Raw genomic sequence first — 17,107 nt, 5'->3', positions numbered from 1 at the left:
AACTTCATTTTAACAACATAATGAGAGAAATACAATTCAGGGAAGCGCTAAGAGAAGCCATGCAGGAAGAAATGCGCAAGGATGAGAATGTGTACCTAATGGGTGAAGAAGTTGCCGATTATAACGGTGCCTACAAAGTAAGCCAGGGTATGCTTGACGAGTTCAGTGCTAAACGTGTTATAGATACGCCTATCTCTGAATTGGGTTTCGCGGGTATCGGTATAGGTTCGGCCATGAATGGTTTAAAACCCATTATCGAGTTTATGACGTTCAACTTCTCGTTGGTAGCTATCGATCAGATCATCAACGGCGCTGCCAAGATCATGTCGATGAGTGGTGGCCAGTTCTCTGTGCCAATTGTATTCCGCGGGCCAACAGGTAACGCAGGGATGCTAAGCTCTCAGCACAGCCAGTGTTTCGAGAACTGGTACGCAAACTGCCCCGGCTTAAAAGTGGTTGTACCATCAAACCCTTACGATGCAAAAGGCCTTTTAAAATCTGCCATTATCGATCCGGATCCGGTTATCTTTATGGAATCTGAGTTGATGTACGGTGATAAAGGTGAAGTGCCCGAAGAAACTTACTACATTGAAATAGGTAAAGCAAATGTAACCAAACAAGGTACCGATGTTACCTTAGTTGGTTTTGGTAAAATAATGAAAGTGGTTAACGCTGCCGCTGCCGAACTTGAAAAAGAAGGCATCCATGCAGAGGTTATCGACCTACGTACTGTGCGCCCTATTGATTACGATACCGTTATTGCTTCAGTTAAAAAAACGAACCGTTTAGTAATTGTTGAAGAAAGCTGGCCTTTAGGATCAATCGCTACTGAGATCGCCTTCAAAGTACAAAAAGACGCTTTTGATTATCTTGATGCACCTGTATTACGCATCACCGGTGGCGACGTACCATTGCCGTACGCACCAACCCTGATCCAGGAATACCTGCCAAACCCCGACCGCGTGGTTAAAGCAGTAAAAGAAGTAATGTACGTTACCAAATAATTGTAACGACTATATATTTGAAAGCCTTCCCGACTATGTTGGGAAGGCTTTTTTGTTAAACCTTATCTTTAGCTTTGCCCGATGGCAGAATCTAATGTAAAAGACAGCAACGGCAATACCCTTAACGATGGCGACAGCGTTACCCTCATCAAAAGCCTGAAGGTAAAAGGCGGTGGCGTTACCCTTAAACAAGGCACGCTGGTAAAAAAAATCCGACTTACGGATGATGACGGCGAGGTGGATTGCAAAATTGACGGCATGAGCATCGTACTGAAAACCGAATTTTTGAAGAAAAGATAATTTCCTTTAACTTTAGTTATGGAAAAAACAACGCGCCAAAAACTGCTGCCCTCGCTGTTTATCTTTATAGTGCTGCTAACCCAGGGTGTTATCGGGTTGATAAAAGGAATAGAGAGCCACCAAACCTGGCGCATTGTATTGGCTTCGGCGGGGATAGCGCTTATAGGTGCCGGCGTTGTGTTAGTACTCGTTAAAACGAGGCGGCGCGAAAAGGCATAGATCACCCGATTGTAAACGTGCAAACTGCCGGCCAACAACTGCAAACTAAACAACCGCCCCGCACGTTATACTTACATGGCCGATAAAAAAACACTGATACTGGGCGCCACGCCCGACACAAGCCGATACGCTTACCTTGCGGCCAACCGTTTAATTGACAAAGGGCACAGCATCGTAAACGTGGGCATTAAAACCGGCGAGGTTGCCGGCGTACCCATCGAAAAGCCCGAAACCATCCACACCGATATAGACACCATAACCCTGTACATTGGCCCGCAAAACCAACCGCCCCTGTACGACTATATCATCAACACCCACCCCAAACGCATCATATTTAACCCCGGCACCGAAAACGGCGACCTACGCCGCCTTGCCCACGAAAACGGCATAGCAACAGATTACGCCTGCACATTGGTGCTGCTATCTATAGGCCAGTATTAGGGGAGAATTGGTTACTGTCCCACTTTTATATTTATATAATGAGACAAATAGCGGAACACCTTGTATTACAATTAGTTGCAGTTTTATGTTTTTCGCTTTTTTGTGAAGTTTCTCTTGATAATTTAAATGGTAAGTTATTATATACTAAGCAGTTATTGCTTTCTGAAGCCCTGCCCAATTTGTGAAAAAACGGTACAGAGTGGGACACCGTGGGACAGGGGGAGAAAATTGGGCATTTCTAAACAAATAAGCGTCATTTTAGGTTGAATTAACATGGCCGATGTACACAGTAAAGAAACGCGCAGCTACAACATGTCCCGCATTAAAAGCAAGGACACCAAGCCCGAATTACTGGTACGTAAATTTCTTCATAAAAACGGCTTCCGCTACCGCCTCCATGTAAAAAACATGCCAGGCAAACCAGATATAGTATTGCCTAAATACAAAACGGTAATTTTTATTCACGGATGTTTTTGGCACGGGCATGAGGGTTGTAAATATTATGTGGTTCCCAAGACCCGTACGGAATGGTGGCTAAACAAAATCCAGGGTAACGCTGCAAATGATACCAAAGCAGAGAAAGCCTTAAATGCCGCCGGGTGGAGGATAATTAACTTGTGGGAATGTGAATTGAAAAAGATCACAATTGATGCCACGTTTTCAAAGTTATTAAGCGTCTTCGACCCTCAATAATTCTTCAAAGTTCACTTATATCCGATTGACTTATAGTCGAATTGGAGATAGCTTGCATGATGGATATTCGTAAGAAAATCGGTCTGCGTATAAAGGAATACCGAACAAATTTAAAACTCACCCAAGAAGCTTTAGCCTTTAAAGCTGAGATAGATAAGACCTATGTTAACGAAGTTGAAAACGGAAAACGTAACGTCTCCGTGATCAATCTTGAAAAAATAATTTGTGCACTTGATTCATCTGTAAGGGATTTCTTTAACAGCGAAGTTTTCGAAGGAGGGGTTAATTAATGGCGCTAAAACCCTCAAAGGCTAATTCACCGCTATTGCCTAATGAATTAGATTCAGCAGTACTTACCCACTACGTTGTCACAAAAAACCCTGTATATAAAGAAAGGGCTTACGATATAATCGAAAATGCCCCGGATGAATTTAAAGAACCAAAAACTTTATATCAAGCTGTACAAAAAAGCCTCTTTGATGTAACTGATATTCCATTTCCCGGACCAAAAGATGGAAAAGAAAAATTCACTTTTATTGATCTGTTCGCTGGGATAGGTGGCTTTCGCCTTGCCTTACAAAATTTAGGTGGCCTTTGCGTTTATAGCTCTGAATATGACAAATTCGCCCAGAAAACATATTTTGCAAATTTTGGCGAAACACCGTTTGGTGATATTACCAAAGAAGAAACTAAGTCATTCATACCAAAAAAATTTGACATCCTTTGCGGTGGTTTCCCGTGTCAGCCCTTTTCTATAGCTGGCGTTTCAAAGAAAAACAGTTTGGGCAGAAAACATGGTTTTGAAGATGAAAAACAGGGCAATTTATTTTTCCATGTGGCAGAAATAATTGAAAAGCATCGGCCAAAAGTATTTTTTTTAGAGAATGTAAAAAATCTTGTTTCTCATGACAAGGGAAATACATTCAAGGTGATTAAGCAAACCTTACTTGATTTAGGTTACTCATTTAATCATAGGGTCTTAAATGGAAAGCACTTCGTCCCCCAACATAGAGATAGGACAATAATGGTAGGCTTTGATAAAGAGGTTTTCGGCGAAGATATGAGCTTTGATTTTGATTTAGTTAAACTGCCCGAAGCAAATCATCCTATAAAATCAATTTTGAAAGACAATGTAGATTCTAAATACACACTTACTGATAATTTATGGCATTATTTACAGGAGTACGCCAAAAAGCATAAAGCAAAAGGTAATGGCTTCGGATTTGGGATGGTAAATTTAGATGGCATTAGCCGCACAATGAGTGCACGTTATTACAAAGATGGCGCAGAAATACTAATTCCACAAGTTGGCAAAAACCCAAGGAGATTAACACCAGATGAAAGCGCCGCATTACAAGGTTATCCTGTAAATAAAGGAGATAAAAGTTTTAGAATACCGGTGTCGGATAATCAAGCTTATAAACAGTTTGGGAATTCCGTAGTAACTCCATTGATACAAGCGGTAGGGAAAGAAATAGCTCATGTTTTAACTACTTTTAGACCTTAAATCTCTAACAGATTGACCGTTTCGGATTTGTGATAAAGGGCGTTTAAACTGCCGGATTTAATTCTGAACTGACTTCTTCGTTTGATTGCCGGTTTTTTAGACGCATTCTCCATTTTTATACCTGGATCATAATAAACATTCCCTAATGCCATTTGCTTTAAAAACAATTGGAAATCAGTACCTGTTCCTAACATGATTTTGTTTCCATAGAAATATTGCTGGACAGGCTCTTTAGTGGTTTTCGAAGGCACATAACATGCTTGATTATGTTTTCGGTTCCAATGTTTAAGTAAAGACGTAAAACTCCAACTCGAGGCCTCATTCCCATGTTTATCTATTAGGGCAATCGAACCACTAGTATTTCTGATTTTTGAAGTATCCTTATCAAAACCAATTAGTTTCATGGTTAAACCTGTTAGTGGTTGATCTACATCGCACCGATGAACACCCCCAAAATTTATTCTATCGACTTTCCCTTTTTTATCTGGATAACCGTAAGTTCTAATAAAACTCTCCACACCTTTCTGGGTATAAATGCCTCCCGTGGGCTCGGGTGTCATTAGTGTAATAACCTCATTAGCTAACTTGTCGAAGTTAGCTACTTTGAATTGTTTAATCTCATAACCTAAATAATCAGGTTCAGAATACCCATTAGCGGAAACACCTAATTCTGCTTCTAATGTATATCCTCCACAATTCGAAGAATTACATGGTAAAATCTGTCCCGATTTATGCAAACGCTTTGAATCAATCCAACCTAAAGTATGTATCCTCATTAGTTCGTTTAACAATTGCTCCTGCGAATCTATCTTTGCTTTAAGTTCCAGTATTCTAAATACCCCATATTCAGTCAAATTGCTTTCTGAATTAACAGCTTTAGCAATTTCACTGTCTGGAGAAACTACATAACCCAATGTTTGACCGATGTTATCTACAGATAATAAAAGCAAACGCCCGGCAATTTTATCATTCATTATTTTTGATGGCGCATCTTTGCAACCCTTTAAAAATCCTGAAAATCGAACTTCTGGATAAGCCGGATATAGGATGAATTTTGCGGTTGGAGCACGACATAAATCACCGCCATCAGTTATCCACGAAAAATTTAAATTGGCTTTAAAACGTTCACTTTCCCAACTTCCAGAAGTATCTGCAGTGACTTCTGACAGAGGAAAAATATTTAAAATATTATAACTTCCACTTAAATATACTTGACTTTTTGAAAGGTCATTTGCCGCCAACGTTTTGACATATATCTTTTCACAACCGTGATCAATAAAGATTTTCTTCAAGTTTTCTAAGTTCATGTATTCGCCAAATTTGAAAATAAACATAGCCATAAAAACTGAAACATCTTTAACTTCCCCCTATTCTCCTACATTTAATTCCAATCAATACCCCTGAACAAATGAAACTATTAATACCTATCATCCTGCTGTCGGCAAGCATTGCGCATGCTCACCCTGCAGCGGTTATGCCAACTGCCTCTAACATCACTTACGATAAAATAAAGCACCCGGAAAAAGCAATGGCGCCCGAGCAAGCCGAAGCCATCCTCCAGGGAATGCAGCAGCAGCGTAACGATGAGGAGGAAGATAGCCGTTATAAAAGCCAAAATAAACAGCAAAGAGTTGGGCCTCACCATTAACCAACTGGCAACCTTCATAAACCAGTTCCTGACGGATGATTCTAAACTTGCCGCCGCCAAATATGCGTTCGGGTACACCATCAACTACAAATCGTTCCTTGATCTGGTAAACCTGTTTAGTCGCGAAGAGTATAAGGATGCGTTGGAGGATTTTTATAAGAAGAATAAATAGGGACGGGATTGAAATCATATAGACCATTTTCGTGACGTCACGAAAATGGTCTATATGCATCAAAAACTTTAACTTAAACGAGCCAGACGAACGGAACGACAACCTAAAACTGCGACATAGCACACACGGGTGGCACAGCAACCGATAATGCACTAACTTACATAGGGTGTTACCAAGTCGCGACTTTGTTGGTTACTTTCTTTTGAGAGAAAAGAAGGGCGTAGCCCTCTTGAGTACCAAAACAAAATAAAAGTAACACGAAAAACGTACATCCAACGACGATTAATAAAGCACACTGCCACACCTAACGGAGAACTAATCGTCCGCTCTGTAAAGAAAAGAGATTGCTTCGTACCTCGCAATGACGCGTGGAAAGCATGGTTTTTCATCATCAAGGCACAAAAATTGCTAATTTAGCATCGACTATGAAAAACCGCCTGTTCCTGCTGCTTTTTGCCGCAACTACTATAACCGCCTGTTCTAAAAAAGTAATTAATCCGCATACCAAAACAAATAGTGTTTACACAACAAAGGCTGACAGTCTGGGCAAAATATTACTGACCGAAAACCCCGCTATGCTGGTCGATAGCCTGGGTGCTGCCATTCCTTCAGACTTCATTGGCACGGTAAACTTTAACCTGCGCAAACCTAACTATGTAGTCATCCATTATACCGCGCAAGATTCGGTAGCCCAAACGGTGCGGACCTTCACGCTAGTTAAACCGCAGGTAAGCGCGCATTACGTGATAGGTAAAGATGGCAAGGTTATCCACATGCTGAACGATTATATGCGTGCCTGGCATGCCGGCGTTAGCAAATGGGGCAGCATCAGCGATATGAACAGCTGCTCTATAGGGATCGAACTGGACAATAAAGGCAATGTTCCTTTTACCACCCAACAAATGAACAGCCTGTTTATCCTGCTGGCCAAACTAAAAAAGGATTATAACATCCCCACCGCAAATTTTATAGGCCATGGCGATATAGCCCCCGGTCGCAAACCCGATCCCGGCATACTCTTCCCATGGGAGGCATTGGCTAAAAAAGGGTTCGGCTATTATTCGGATATCATCATTGTACCCGCACCCGTTAACTTCGATAGCGCCACAGCACTTAGGTTAATAGGTTACGATACAAGCAACCTTCCCGCCGCCATCGGCGCCTTTAAACGCCATTTTGTACAGCGCGAAGGATCAAGCACGCTAACGCCCTTTGATCTGGATGTACTGTTTAATGTGTATAAGAAATACTAAGGGAAAGTTGGCAGTTACAGGTTTGCAGTTTGCACAAAAAAGCGGTTAGCAATATTCGAATTGATACTGCTAACCGCCAACTTATAACTGAAAACTATTTCTTCACCCACCCATCCTTCAGCGTCACTGTGCGGTTAAACACCAAATTATCGGGCGTCGAGTTTTTATCGAGGGTAAAATAACCTTTACGCATAAACTGTACGGCGGTACCTACAGGGGCGTTCGCCAGGTCTGGCTCTACGTAAACGGTTGGCAACACGTGCAGGCTGTTCGGGTTAATGTAATCTTTAAAGTCACCGTCCTCACTGCCTGGGTCTTCCACCTGGAACAGGCGGTCGTACAGGCGCACTTCCACGCTTTTGGCATGGTCGGCACTCACCCAGTGGATAGTACCCTTAACGTTGATGCCGCTGGTATCATTACCACTTTGCGATTCGGGGATATACGAGCAATGGATCTCGGTGATGTTGCCCTCAGCATCCTTAATAATGCTTTCGCCCTTAATAATGTAAGCGCTTTTCAGGCGCACCATCAGGCCAATGCCTAAACGGAAATATTTCTTGGTAGGCTCCTCCATAAAGTCGTCGCGCTCTATCCAAAGCTCGCGGCCAAACGGAAACTCGCGGCTGCCATCGCCACCTTCTGCCTCGGGGTTATTCTCCCCGTGGAAAATCTCTGTTTTACCTTCCGGGTAGTTATCGATGATGAGTTTAACTGGGTCAAGGACTGCCATGCGGCGCCACGCGCTTTTGTTCAGATCCTCGCGGATGCAAAACTCCAGCAAACCAACGTCTATCATGTTCTCGCGCTTTGCAACACCAATACGCTCGCAAAACTCGCGGATGCTGGCAGGCGTATAACCACGGCGGCGCAGGCCGCTAATGGTAGGCATGCGCGGGTCGTCCCAACCGTCTACATGGCCTTCTTCTACCAGTTGCAGCAGTTTGCGCTTGCTCATCACGGTATAGTTAAGGTTAAGGCGGGCAAACTCATATTGCTTGCTCGGGAACAGGTTCAGTTTCTCAATAAACCACTCATAAAGCGGGCGGTGTGGTATAAACTCAACCGTACATATCGAGTGGGTAATGTGCTCGATGGCGTCACTTTGCCCGTGTGCAAAATCATACATCGGGTAAATGCACCAGGCATCGCCGGTACGGTGGTGATGCGTATGTTTAATGCGGTACATCAATGGGTCGCGCAGGTGCATATTGGTGGATGCCAGGTCCAGCTTGGCACGTAGCACTTTGGCGCCATCCGGGTATTTACCCGCTTTCATGTCTGCAAAAAGTTGTAGGTTCTCTTCAATAGAGCGGCTGCGGTATTGGTTAGCCACACCCGCTTCGGTTGGCGTACCTTTTTGTACGGCAATTTCTTCGGCGGTGCTGTCGTCAACATAAGCAAGGCCTTGTTTAATCATTTCAGCAGCAAGCTCATAAAGCTGGTCGAAGTAATCCGAAGCATATAGTTCCTCGGCCCATTCAAACCCAAGCCATTTTACATCCTCTTTAATGCTGTCCACATATTCAACCTCCTCTTTAGCAGGGTTGGTATCATCGAACCGCAGATTGGTTTTACCGTTATATTTTTTAGCGAGGCCAAAGTTCAGGCATATCGATTTAGCGTGCCCAATGTGCAGGTAACCATTCGGCTCGGGCGGGAAACGTGTCAAAACCCTACCGTCGTTTTTGCCGGCAGCTAAGTCCGCTTCAACAATTTCTTCTATAAAATTTAGTGATCTTTCTTCGCTCATGATGTTTGTAACAGTTGGCAAAAGTACGGAAATTTCACGTTTTTTCTCAGTTACATATCAGGTATATCATAGCTATTAACGTCAATTTGCTTCTCGATTTTTCACAAATCAGTGGCGTTGCCCGCGGCCAGGTCATCCGCTCATAATGCACGGGCCTTAGCCAGAGGGCCGGTATCCGCTTCTACCCCTAACACATTTGTCCTTTTCCCTACCTATTGGTTTGACCCCTTATGAAAGCAAATGCTATAGCACTGTCCCTGCCTTCCCCTTAAAAGGGGAACACCACTGCCGGTGCAACTTGAAGCAACGTTAATAAGGGGTAAAGGAAGATGCAAGTCCTTCATCTGCCCACCCGCACACATTTTGACCCCTTATCTAAGCAACTGCCATAGCACTGTCCCTGCCTTCCCCTTAAAAGGGGAAAACTACTGCCGGTGCAACTTGCACTGCCGTTAATAAGGGGTAAAGGAAGATGCAAGTCCTTCATCTGCCCACCCGTACACATTTTGACCCCTTATCTAAGCACCTGCCACAGCACGGTCCCAGCCTTCCCCTTAAAAGAGGAACAATACTGCCGGTGAAATTTACACTGCTGTTAATAAGGGTTAAAACAATATACAGATTTTTACTACCTTCCCTTTAATGAACCCTGTTACCCAACTTTGCCGTTTGCTTCGTAACAATCAAACCCTTTCCGAAAAGCTTCTTTGGGATGAATTGCGTCGTCGTAATATTAATAACCAGAAGTTTTTACGCCAGTACCCTATTTTTGTAGTTAATGGTTTCGGAAGGAGGTCATTTTATATCGCTGATTTTTATTGTGATGTTTTAAAATTAGTTATCGAAGTTGATGGCCCTATCCATTTGCAAAAGAAAGATTATGATGCAAATCGAGACCTGGTAATGCAGGGGCTTGGTTTAACCATATTGCGCTTTACTGATGACGAGGTAAAGAAAGATCTTGGAAGCGTTGTAAATAAAATTGCTAATCACTTATAAATTCTTTCTCTTAACTTTGATTTAGCTTTTTACTGCCTTATAAACATGAGCGAGAACCAATTTAACCGCCCAATACGTGTATTAGTTGCCAAAGTAGGCCTGGACGGGCACGACCGCGGGGCACGCATTATTGCCACCACCCTGCGCGATGCCGGCATGGAGGTGATCTACACCGGCCTGCGCCAAACGCCCGAAATGGTGGTTAACACCGCCCTGCAGGAGGATGTGGACGCTATTGGCATCTCTATACTTTCTGGCGCGCACATGACGGTTTTCCCCAATGTGATGGCTTTGATAAAAGAGAAAAAGATGGATGATGTGCTGCTTACCGGCGGCGGCATTATCCCTGCCGATGATATGGCAGAACTGAAAAAGATCGGCGTGGGCGAACTGTTCCCACCGGGTACCAGCACTGCCGATATTGTAACTTACATTACCAACTGGGTACATACCAACCGCAATTTCTAACCATCAAAATCATGGCATTCGAAAACATCCTTGTTCAAAATAAAGGGCGCATCCAATACATTGTCATCAATCGCGAAAGCAAACTGAACGCGCTAAACAAGATCACACTTGGCGAGTTGCACGAAGCTTTGACAGATGCGTTTAAAAATAACAGTGTTGGTGGTATCATCATCACCGGCGCGGGCGCTAAAGCCTTTGTTGCCGGTGCCGATATTTCTGAATTTGCAGACCTGGATGTAAAAGGCGGCACCGACCTTGCCCGCACCGGCCAATCTACCGTGTTTGATGTAATTGCTAACGGCAACAAGCCTGTAATAGCCGCTATTAATGGATTCGCGTTGGGTGGTGGGTTAGAATTGGCCATGTCCTGCCACATCCGCATCGCGTCTGATAATGCCAAAATGGGCCTGCCCGAGGTTACATTGGGCTTGATTCCTGGTTACGGTGGCACCCAGCGTTTAACCCAACTGGTTGGCCGCGGCAAAGCGCTTGAACTGATCATGACCGCCGATATGCTTACCGCTGCAGAGGCGCTGCAAGCAGGCTTGGTAAACCACGTAGTGTTCCAGGATGATCTGTTGCCAAAAGCCGAAGAAATCATGAACAAGATACTTACCCGCGCGCCTCTTGCGCTGGCATCAGCCATAAAAACCGTTAATGATTTTGGCACCGAGTGTATCAACGGTTTCGAGACCGAGATCCGCGAATTTGGCAAATGCTTCGGCACCGAAGATTTCAAGGAAGGTGTAGCTGCCTTTATGGAAAAACGCAAGGCCGATTTTAAAGGGAAGTAATACTGTTTGTGCGGTATGCAAAACCTTACCATCATAGAAGCCCCTACCAATTTGGGTTTAAAACAGCTAACCGCGGCTGAACCCGGCGTTAACAAACTGCCCCGCTGGCTAAAACAGCATGGCCTATATAATGCATTACAGCCACAAAACATTTTCCATGTTGCTGCCCCGCCCTACCGTGTGGAGCTCGACGAAGAATCGGCCGTGCTAAATGCAGATGCTATTATAGCGTATTCAAAAAAATTATCGGCAGAGATCACAGCGGCACTAACAGCAAAACAATTTCCGTTGGTTATAGGTGGTGATTGTAGTATTTTAATAGGTTGCGCGCTTAGCTTAAAAAGCCTTGGTAACTACGGCCTTTTCTTTTTAGACGGCCATACCGATTATATAACCCCATCCTTTTCTGAAACTAAAGCCGCAGCCGGTATGGACCTCGCCATCGTAAGCGGTAACGGGCCGGATAAACTCACCAATATCAATTCCCTCCACCCCTATTTTGAACAAGCGAATGTTTTTGCTGTAGGCAACCGTTGCCTGGAAGGTGATTATGTAAATCTTATCACTAATAGCAATGTCAATTATCACCCGTTGCATGCAGTTCGTAAACAGGGCATCAATAACATCGTATCACAGTTTTTAGAAAAGACTGCCCATCTCGATGGCTTTTGGATTCACCTTGATCTGGATGTTTTAGATAATGAGGTAATGCCCTGTGTTGATTCGCCGCAACCTGGTGGGTTAACCTATCCCGAACTATTTGCTCTTCTTTCCCCCCTCTTTCGCTCGCCAAAAGTCGCGGGAATAAATATCACCATTCTTGATCCAAATCTCGACCCCGAGGGTATTTACACAAGCAATTTCATCAAGTATTTCGTGACACTTTTTGGGGTATAAAACTACCGGATCACCTGCCTCTAAATTTCAAGCCTTTCTTCTAAAAATAACTATTTCATCTAAATTTCATTCGTTTCTGGCCCGTATGACACTATTCTGACCAAATAAAGCAAAAAGTCAAAAAATAAAATACTGTTAATCAATCGATTGAATTAACGTGACAATAGGATGAAAAATCAGTACCGGTTTCATGCTTTACTTTGCCCCGTGCTAAACAAAAAAGCACATAATCTAATATCATAATATCATGAAAAGTACATTAAAAATCGCAACATTGGTTTTAGCCTTCGCCGGATTATCATTCGCCGCTAAAGCCCAAACAACAACTTCGACTTCTACAAGCACTACTACTAAAAGCGGTATACGCTATAGCATCGGTGTTGATGCAGGCATCCCTGTGGGCGACCTTAAAGACACCCACAAATGGAACCTTGGTGGTTCGGTACAGGCCGATATCCCGGTAGCAAGCCAGGTATTTGTAACTATTAACGCTGGTTACAACAACATTTTTGGTAAAAAAGATGTAGGCGGTGTTGCCGGCATTGACGTTACGGATATTAAATTATTGCCGGTTAAAGCGGGTATCAAATTCTTCCCTGTTCAAAATTTCTACATCCAGGGTGAAGCAGGTGCAGCGTTCTTGTTAAATAGCGATGATACATACCATGACAAATCTGTAGCGTTTGTTTACGCGCCGCAAATTGGTGTTCAATTCCCGGTTAGTGCAAACGGTAACTTTATTGATGCCGGTGTACGTTACGAGGCTACCACCAAATTCAACAGCGCTGTTGATAACAGCAAACCAAGCTTTGTAGGTGTGCGGGTTGCTTACGGTTTCTAAAGCCCTAAACATCTACCTATAAAACAATAAAAAAAGGAGGCTTATGGCCTCCTTTTTTTATTGTAAAGCCATTTTGGATATACTATCAATTATAATTCTGATAACTTAGCAAATATTTGTAATTTAACCTGCAAATACATTTACCTGTACACACGTATACTGCTATGAAGAAAATACTCATCATTGATGATGAAGTTAACGTAGGAATTTTGCTATCAAAATTTTTGGTGCGCAATGGCTTTGAGGTAAGTACGGCTGCTAACGGCAGCACCGGAATGGAGTGTTTAAAAAAGGCCGATTTTGACCTGGTACTGTGCGATTTTAGGCTGGAGGATACCGATGGCCGCGAGATGCTTAAAAACATCAAAGCCCTATATCCAAAAACAGGTGTTATTATTATTACCGGCTACTCGGATATTAAGATGGCCGTTGAACTTATCAAGATGGGAGCTTACGATTACATCACCAAGCCCCTCTACCCAGACGAGATCCTAAACACCATTACCAAGGCGATTGAAACCCAGTATGCCTTACAGGAAATGGCCGCTCATGATTACAGCGCCGACAGTAACGGCAAACCGCAGAAAGAAAACAAAAAGCAGATCCTATCCGGCGAGTTTGTAGTGGGTACCAGCCGGGCATCAAAAGAATTATTAAAGCAAATTGAGTTAGTAGCACCAACCAATTACAGCGTAATTATATTAGGCGAAAGCGGTACCGGCAAAGAGTCGGTAGCCAAGAGCATCCACCTGAACAGCCCGCGCCATAACCAACCTTTTGTTGCTATGGATTGTGGGTCGCTTACCAAAGAATTAGCCGCAAGCGAATTTTTTGGGCACGAAAAAGGGTCATTTACCGGCGCTTTATATACTAAAATTGGTCACTTTGAGATGGCCAACGGCGGCACTTTGTTTTTAGATGAAGTTGGCAATTTGTCTTACGAGATCCAGGCGGCATTATTGCGCACCGTACAGGAGCGTAAAGTAAAACGCATAGGCAGTACCAAAGAAATAGACCTTGATGTCCGCATCATCATTGCCACAAACGAAAACTTGCAGGATGGTATCAGTAAAGGCCGTTTCCGCGAGGACCTTTACCACCGCTTTAACGAGTTTAGTATACATATGCCGCCACTGCGCGAGCGTGGCAACGATATTATGATGCTTGCCGAGCATTTTCTAAAAATTGCAAATCAGGAGCTTGACCGCAACGTAACCACTTTTGCCCCAGAGGTAATAGAGTGTTTTATGAACTACCGCTGGCAGGGGAACATCCGCGAGATGAAGAACGTGGTGCGCCGTGCAACTTTGCTAAGCGAAGGCAATGAAGTCACGATGAAAACGCTGCCGCTGGAGATCTCTAATTTTAAAGTATCGGCATACGAGCCCTCAAATCCATTGGCCGCAAACGAGGCCAAAGAGCCAAAGCACGATCTTAAAAATGCAGCCCTTGGTGCCGAACACGAAACAATTTTAAAGGTGCTGCGCGAGGTAAATTTTAATAAAACTAAGGCTGCCGAAATTTTAAACATCGACCGTAAAACGCTTTACAATAAAATGAAAGCCATCAATCTAAAATAACATGGGCGAGAGCGAACAAAACAAAGCGGTAAGCAGCGACGCGATGGATATGCTAAAGCACGACATCAAGAACCAACTCTCTAACATTTACCTTGCTTTAGAGGGGTTACGATACGAGGTGGAAGACAAAGGCGGCGACCTGGAATTGTACATGGATAGCATCACACAATCTGCCCAAAAAATAGATAAACTACTGGGCGGCTTTTAACCTAAAATATGCAAGAGCGCTAAAAACTTTTTGGCGCTTTTTTGTTATATATTCGTATCACAATTAGCTTTCCGGGGGTAACAATGTCCATTTTTAATTATAAGCAGCGCAACAACATTATACTGGTGAGTATAATTGTGCTCGGCTGTTTTTTATTGTACGCCCTAAGCGATCTTTTTAGCTCTATACTGGGTGCCATTGTGCTCTTTACCATCTTCCGCCCGTTTTATTTGTATATGACCGAAAAGCGGAAAATTAACAGTGCACTCGCTGCCATTGTCATCATCCTGATATCGCTTATCGTTATCGTGATCCCGTTCCTTTCGTTAAGTATAATGGTGATAGGTAAAATCGGCAGTATCAACCGCGAATCTATCAACATTGATAAATGGACCGAGAAGATAGACGCTTTTACCGGGGCAAACATAAACCAGCCCCACTTTGCAGAAGAAACCCTGCAAAAGCTTGGTGCTTACGCGGCCGATTTGTTCCCTTCATTATTAGGCAGCGCTGCAAGCATTGTACTTACCCTTTTGGTTATGTACTTTTTGCTATACTTTATGTTTGTGCAGATGCACGCGTTTGAGGTTGGCCTGTTAAAATACGCCCCCTTTCGCGAACAGCATGCCTTAAAATTCGCTACCGAGTTGCGCAACTCTACCTACTCTAACGTTTTAGGGCAGGGGGTTATAGCGCTTACGCAGGGCACATTACTGGCCATGGGTTTTTACGCGTTTGGCATCCCCGATGCTATATTCTGGGGGGTAATAGGCTCGTTCTTGTCTTTCCTGCCGGTGGTTGGTGCGCCAACCATGTGTATACCTGCAAGCGTTATACTTTTTGCAGGCGGACATAATTTAAAAGGCATTTTACTTTTGGCTTATGGCCTGCTGTTCATTGGCAATGTAGATAACGTGCTGAGGCTCATTATTAACAAACGCATTGGCAATACACACCCTATCATATCCGTTATAGGAGTTTTTATAGGATTGCCGCTTTTTGGTATTCTTGGCCTGGTTTTTGGGCCTGTGTTGCTTTCCTATTTCTTATTATTATTAGAGATTTATGAAACTAACCGTATGGCGGCCGATAGGCTGGAGCGAATACGGCCCGGGCCGGAAATGCAATAAAGCGCCCATATATATACCGAGATAAAAATTTATTTAATAATTAATAAAACAAATATTCAACTTAAAAATTAATACAATATGAACGATAACACAAAAGTGGTTGTCGCCCTACTTGCAGGATTAGCGGCAGGAGCGGCACTGGGAATCTTATTTGCACCAGAAAAAGGTACCGAAACACGCGACAAACTATCTGAATCATTAGCAAACCTTGGCGATTCTATCAAAGAGACTGCTGCTAACGAAATTGATAAGCTGGTAGGCCTTAAAGACAAGGTTGTTGACAACATTAAAACAAAAGTAAAAGGCGCCGAAGCAGAATATCAAGACGACCTGGAACACGCATAATTTACCGTTACGGTCTTATTTGATACGCCGTAACTAATAACACGATATGGAACCCGAAAAAGAAGAAGCAACGCGCCCGATTGTCGACCAGATAAAGGATTACGCCGAAACACGTTTTAAGCTTATTAAATACGAAGTTATTGAGCGCAGCACCTCCATCATAGCCGATGTTATAATCGAGATCGTAATTATAATAACCGGGGTGCTAACCTTTTTATTCGCAAGTTTTACCCTGGCTTTGTTCCTTGCAGATATACTGCATTCCTACTGGCAGGGGTTTGGCTGCGTGGCGTTACTGTATCTGTTAATTACCGTTTTAGTTATGGTTGCCAAACGTGGTTTTGAGCGCCCAATAATTAACGCGATGATAAGAAAGCTATTTAAATAAGACCATGGAAACACCGATCAGAAATATATTTGAACTACAGGGCGAAATTGGCCGCCTTAAAAATTTAGAGGCTGAGCAGGCTGTTGCGTTAAAGGCGCGCTTTAGCGGCCCGGCTGCTATATTTTCAACTGCAATGTCATTGTTCCCGGGTTCATCAACTATTGACGGGGTTAAAAATGCCGGCTTTTTTCAGCAGGATTTTTTAGGCCTGATATCGCGTTTTGTGCTGCCGTTAGCTTTGAATAAAACCTTGTTCAAACACTCTAACTTTATTGTAAAGACGTTGGTGGGTATCCTTTCGCAAAAGGCATCGCATTATGTTAGTGAAGATAACGTAGTTGGTGTTTGGGATAAAGCAAAGGGCTTATTCAACAACCTTTTCAAAAAGAAAGAAAAGAACGAAACCGAAATATTACTTGATAAAGACGACGTGCCGGCATACCAGGCATATTAAAATAATCATCCTG

Annotated in this window: 23 protein-coding genes; 21 read left to right on the top strand and 2 right to left on the bottom strand. The window is 43.3% G+C overall.

The genetic code is table 11. From position 1 onward, the window contains the following. Positions 1-20: 20 nt before the first annotated feature. From ACVW0P_RS09275 to dcm, 7 genes are all read left to right on the top strand, one after another. Positions 21-1,004 (top strand): pyruvate dehydrogenase complex E1 component subunit beta, encoded by a 984-nt coding sequence (locus ACVW0P_RS09275; RefSeq protein WP_457131830.1) that lies wholly within the window; start codon positions 21-23, stop codon positions 1,002-1,004. Between the two features lie 81 nt (positions 1,005-1,085). Then, positions 1,086-1,304: a zinc ribbon domain-containing protein YjdM gene (locus ACVW0P_RS09270; RefSeq protein WP_457131829.1), complete on the top strand. Its 219-nt coding sequence runs from the start codon at positions 1,086-1,088 to the stop codon at positions 1,302-1,304. An 18-nt stretch (positions 1,305-1,322) separates the two neighbouring features. After that, entirely contained in the window at positions 1,323-1,523 is a 201-nt protein-coding gene (locus tag ACVW0P_RS09265) for a hypothetical protein (RefSeq protein ID WP_457131828.1), read from the top strand. A gap of 75 nt (positions 1,524-1,598) precedes the next feature. Continuing rightward, positions 1,599-1,964: a CoA-binding protein gene (locus tag ACVW0P_RS09260; protein WP_457131827.1), complete on the top strand. Its 366-nt coding sequence runs from the start codon at positions 1,599-1,601 to the stop codon at positions 1,962-1,964. A gap of 273 nt (positions 1,965-2,237) precedes the next feature. Next, positions 2,238-2,657, top strand: coding sequence for a very short patch repair endonuclease (locus tag ACVW0P_RS09255; protein WP_457131826.1), 420 nt, complete (start codon positions 2,238-2,240; stop codon positions 2,655-2,657). 56 nt (positions 2,658-2,713) lie between these two features. Next, positions 2,714-2,947, top strand: coding sequence for a helix-turn-helix domain-containing protein (locus ACVW0P_RS09250; RefSeq protein ID WP_457131825.1), 234 nt, complete (start codon positions 2,714-2,716; stop codon positions 2,945-2,947). Further along, complete coding sequence (dcm, locus tag ACVW0P_RS09245) at positions 2,947-4,164, top strand: DNA (cytosine-5-)-methyltransferase (protein WP_457131824.1); 1,218 nt, start codon at positions 2,947-2,949, stop codon at positions 4,162-4,164. Before ACVW0P_RS09250 ends, dcm begins: the two co-directional genes overlap by 1 nt. On the opposite strand, the gene ACVW0P_RS09240 is transcribed toward dcm, so the two are convergent. Further along, entirely contained in the window at positions 4,161-5,471 is a 1,311-nt protein-coding gene (locus tag ACVW0P_RS09240; protein ID WP_457131823.1) for an MvaI/BcnI family restriction endonuclease, read from the bottom strand. The genes dcm and ACVW0P_RS09240 overlap by 4 nt on opposite strands. Positions 5,472-5,572: 101 nt before the next feature. Here ACVW0P_RS09240 and ACVW0P_RS09235 point away from each other — a divergent pair, with 101 nt between their 5' ends. From ACVW0P_RS09235 to ACVW0P_RS09225, 3 genes are all read left to right on the top strand, one after another. Beyond that, a complete protein-coding gene (locus ACVW0P_RS09235) occupies positions 5,573-5,812 on the top strand; it encodes a hypothetical protein (protein WP_457131822.1) in 240 nt (79 codons plus the stop codon). Further along, complete coding sequence (locus ACVW0P_RS09230; protein WP_457131821.1) at positions 5,796-5,984, top strand: DUF4476 domain-containing protein; 189 nt, start codon at positions 5,796-5,798, stop codon at positions 5,982-5,984. The genes ACVW0P_RS09235 and ACVW0P_RS09230 overlap by 17 nt, the downstream gene beginning before the upstream one ends. Positions 5,985-6,409: 425 nt before the next feature. Beyond that, on the top strand, positions 6,410-7,237 hold the full coding sequence (locus ACVW0P_RS09225; RefSeq protein ID WP_457131820.1) for an N-acetylmuramoyl-L-alanine amidase: 828 nt from the start codon (positions 6,410-6,412) through the stop codon (positions 7,235-7,237). Between the two features lie 94 nt (positions 7,238-7,331). Here the strand turns inward: ACVW0P_RS09225 and ACVW0P_RS09220 are convergent, their stop codons facing one another. After that, a complete protein-coding gene (locus ACVW0P_RS09220) occupies positions 7,332-8,990 on the bottom strand; it encodes a glutamine--tRNA ligase/YqeY domain fusion protein (RefSeq protein ID WP_457131819.1) in 1,659 nt (552 codons plus the stop codon). 642 nt (positions 8,991-9,632) lie between these two features. On the opposite strand from ACVW0P_RS09220, the gene ACVW0P_RS09215 reads away from it, so the two are divergent. The 11 genes from ACVW0P_RS09215 to ACVW0P_RS09165 all read left to right on the top strand — a co-directional run bounded on the left by ACVW0P_RS09215 (position 9,633) and on the right by ACVW0P_RS09165 (position 17,094). Next, the gene (locus tag ACVW0P_RS09215; RefSeq protein WP_457131818.1) at positions 9,633-9,989 is read left to right on the top strand and encodes an endonuclease domain-containing protein; all 357 of its coding nucleotides are present in this window, start codon (positions 9,633-9,635) and stop codon (positions 9,987-9,989) included. Positions 9,990-10,034: 45 nt separating this feature from the next. Next, the gene (locus ACVW0P_RS09210) at positions 10,035-10,457 is read left to right on the top strand and encodes a cobalamin B12-binding domain-containing protein (protein ID WP_457131817.1); all 423 of its coding nucleotides are present in this window, start codon (positions 10,035-10,037) and stop codon (positions 10,455-10,457) included. An 11-nt stretch (positions 10,458-10,468) separates the two neighbouring features. Continuing rightward, on the top strand, positions 10,469-11,251 hold the full coding sequence (locus tag ACVW0P_RS09205) for an enoyl-CoA hydratase/isomerase family protein (protein ID WP_457131816.1): 783 nt from the start codon (positions 10,469-10,471) through the stop codon (positions 11,249-11,251). A 15-nt stretch (positions 11,252-11,266) separates the two neighbouring features. Further along, positions 11,267-12,148: an arginase family protein gene (locus ACVW0P_RS09200; protein ID WP_457131815.1), complete on the top strand. Its 882-nt coding sequence runs from the start codon at positions 11,267-11,269 to the stop codon at positions 12,146-12,148. 247 nt (positions 12,149-12,395) lie between these two features. After that, entirely contained in the window at positions 12,396-12,989 is a 594-nt protein-coding gene (locus ACVW0P_RS09195; RefSeq protein WP_457131814.1) for a hypothetical protein, read from the top strand. A gap of 164 nt (positions 12,990-13,153) precedes the next feature. Beyond that, positions 13,154-14,569 (top strand): sigma-54-dependent transcriptional regulator, encoded by a 1,416-nt coding sequence (locus ACVW0P_RS09190; RefSeq protein WP_457131813.1) that lies wholly within the window; start codon positions 13,154-13,156, stop codon positions 14,567-14,569. A 1-nt stretch (position 14,570) separates the two neighbouring features. Beyond that, positions 14,571-14,777 (top strand): hypothetical protein, encoded by a 207-nt coding sequence (locus ACVW0P_RS09185; protein WP_457131812.1) that lies wholly within the window; start codon positions 14,571-14,573, stop codon positions 14,775-14,777. Between the two features lie 83 nt (positions 14,778-14,860). Beyond that, entirely contained in the window at positions 14,861-15,907 is a 1,047-nt protein-coding gene (locus ACVW0P_RS09180; protein ID WP_457131811.1) for an AI-2E family transporter, read from the top strand. Positions 15,908-15,985: 78 nt separating this feature from the next. Then, positions 15,986-16,252 carry a YtxH domain-containing protein gene (locus ACVW0P_RS09175; protein ID WP_354426738.1) on the top strand — a complete coding sequence of 89 codons (267 nt, stop codon included), beginning with the start codon at positions 15,986-15,988 and terminating at the stop codon, positions 16,250-16,252. Between the two features lie 46 nt (positions 16,253-16,298). Continuing rightward, the gene (locus tag ACVW0P_RS09170) at positions 16,299-16,640 is read left to right on the top strand and encodes a phage holin family protein (protein WP_457131810.1); all 342 of its coding nucleotides are present in this window, start codon (positions 16,299-16,301) and stop codon (positions 16,638-16,640) included. 4 nt (positions 16,641-16,644) lie between these two features. Further along, positions 16,645-17,094, top strand: a complete 450-nt coding sequence (locus ACVW0P_RS09165; RefSeq protein ID WP_354426740.1) for a hypothetical protein — start codon at positions 16,645-16,647, stop codon at positions 17,092-17,094. Positions 17,095-17,107 lie beyond the last annotated feature (13 nt).

The organism is Mucilaginibacter sp. UYNi724, assembly GCF_054057495.1.
The sequence above is the reverse complement of the archived record's forward strand: the minus strand, read 5'-3'. Positions and strand labels throughout refer to the sequence as shown.

What these genes read in the sequence shown, in the direction of transcription:
- ACVW0P_RS09225 (WP_457131820.1), top strand. Translation starts at nt 6,410, where the DNA reads ATGAAAAACCGCCTGTTCCTGCTGCTTTTTGCCGCAACTACTATAACC.
- ACVW0P_RS09190 (WP_457131813.1), top strand. Translation starts at nt 13,154, where the DNA reads ATGAAGAAAATACTCATCATTGATGATGAAGTTAACGTAGGAATTTTG.
- ACVW0P_RS09165 (WP_354426740.1), top strand. Translation starts at nt 16,645, where the DNA reads ATGGAAACACCGATCAGAAATATATTTGAACTACAGGGCGAAATTGGC.
- ACVW0P_RS09185 (WP_457131812.1), top strand. Translation starts at nt 14,571, where the DNA reads ATGGGCGAGAGCGAACAAAACAAAGCGGTAAGCAGCGACGCGATGGAT.
- dcm (WP_457131824.1), top strand. Translation starts at nt 2,947, where the DNA reads ATGGCGCTAAAACCCTCAAAGGCTAATTCACCGCTATTGCCTAATGAA.
- ACVW0P_RS09265 (WP_457131828.1), top strand. Translation starts at nt 1,323, where the DNA reads ATGGAAAAAACAACGCGCCAAAAACTGCTGCCCTCGCTGTTTATCTTT.
- ACVW0P_RS09210 (WP_457131817.1), top strand. Translation starts at nt 10,035, where the DNA reads ATGAGCGAGAACCAATTTAACCGCCCAATACGTGTATTAGTTGCCAAA.
- ACVW0P_RS09170 (WP_457131810.1), top strand. Translation starts at nt 16,299, where the DNA reads ATGGAACCCGAAAAAGAAGAAGCAACGCGCCCGATTGTCGACCAGATA.
- ACVW0P_RS09275 (WP_457131830.1), top strand. Translation starts at nt 21, where the DNA reads ATGAGAGAAATACAATTCAGGGAAGCGCTAAGAGAAGCCATGCAGGAA.
- ACVW0P_RS09250 (WP_457131825.1), top strand. Translation starts at nt 2,714, where the DNA reads ATGATGGATATTCGTAAGAAAATCGGTCTGCGTATAAAGGAATACCGA.
- ACVW0P_RS09205 (WP_457131816.1), top strand. Translation starts at nt 10,469, where the DNA reads ATGGCATTCGAAAACATCCTTGTTCAAAATAAAGGGCGCATCCAATAC.
- ACVW0P_RS09180 (WP_457131811.1), top strand. Translation starts at nt 14,861, where the DNA reads ATGTCCATTTTTAATTATAAGCAGCGCAACAACATTATACTGGTGAGT.
- ACVW0P_RS09215 (WP_457131818.1), top strand. Translation starts at nt 9,633, where the DNA reads ATGAACCCTGTTACCCAACTTTGCCGTTTGCTTCGTAACAATCAAACC.
- ACVW0P_RS09255 (WP_457131826.1), top strand. Translation starts at nt 2,238, where the DNA reads ATGGCCGATGTACACAGTAAAGAAACGCGCAGCTACAACATGTCCCGC.
- ACVW0P_RS09270 (WP_457131829.1), top strand. Translation starts at nt 1,086, where the DNA reads ATGGCAGAATCTAATGTAAAAGACAGCAACGGCAATACCCTTAACGAT.
- ACVW0P_RS09175 (WP_354426738.1), top strand. Translation starts at nt 15,986, where the DNA reads ATGAACGATAACACAAAAGTGGTTGTCGCCCTACTTGCAGGATTAGCG.
- ACVW0P_RS09260 (WP_457131827.1), top strand. Translation starts at nt 1,599, where the DNA reads ATGGCCGATAAAAAAACACTGATACTGGGCGCCACGCCCGACACAAGC.
- ACVW0P_RS09200 (WP_457131815.1), top strand. Translation starts at nt 11,267, where the DNA reads ATGCAAAACCTTACCATCATAGAAGCCCCTACCAATTTGGGTTTAAAA.
- ACVW0P_RS09195 (WP_457131814.1), top strand. Translation starts at nt 12,396, where the DNA reads ATGAAAAGTACATTAAAAATCGCAACATTGGTTTTAGCCTTCGCCGGA.
- ACVW0P_RS09220 (WP_457131819.1), bottom strand. Translation starts at nt 8,990, where the DNA reads ATGAGCGAAGAAAGATCACTAAATTTTATAGAAGAAATTGTTGAAGCG.
- ACVW0P_RS09235 (WP_457131822.1), top strand. Translation starts at nt 5,573, where the DNA reads ATGAAACTATTAATACCTATCATCCTGCTGTCGGCAAGCATTGCGCAT.
- ACVW0P_RS09240 (WP_457131823.1), bottom strand. Translation starts at nt 5,471, where the DNA reads ATGAACTTAGAAAACTTGAAGAAAATCTTTATTGATCACGGTTGTGAA.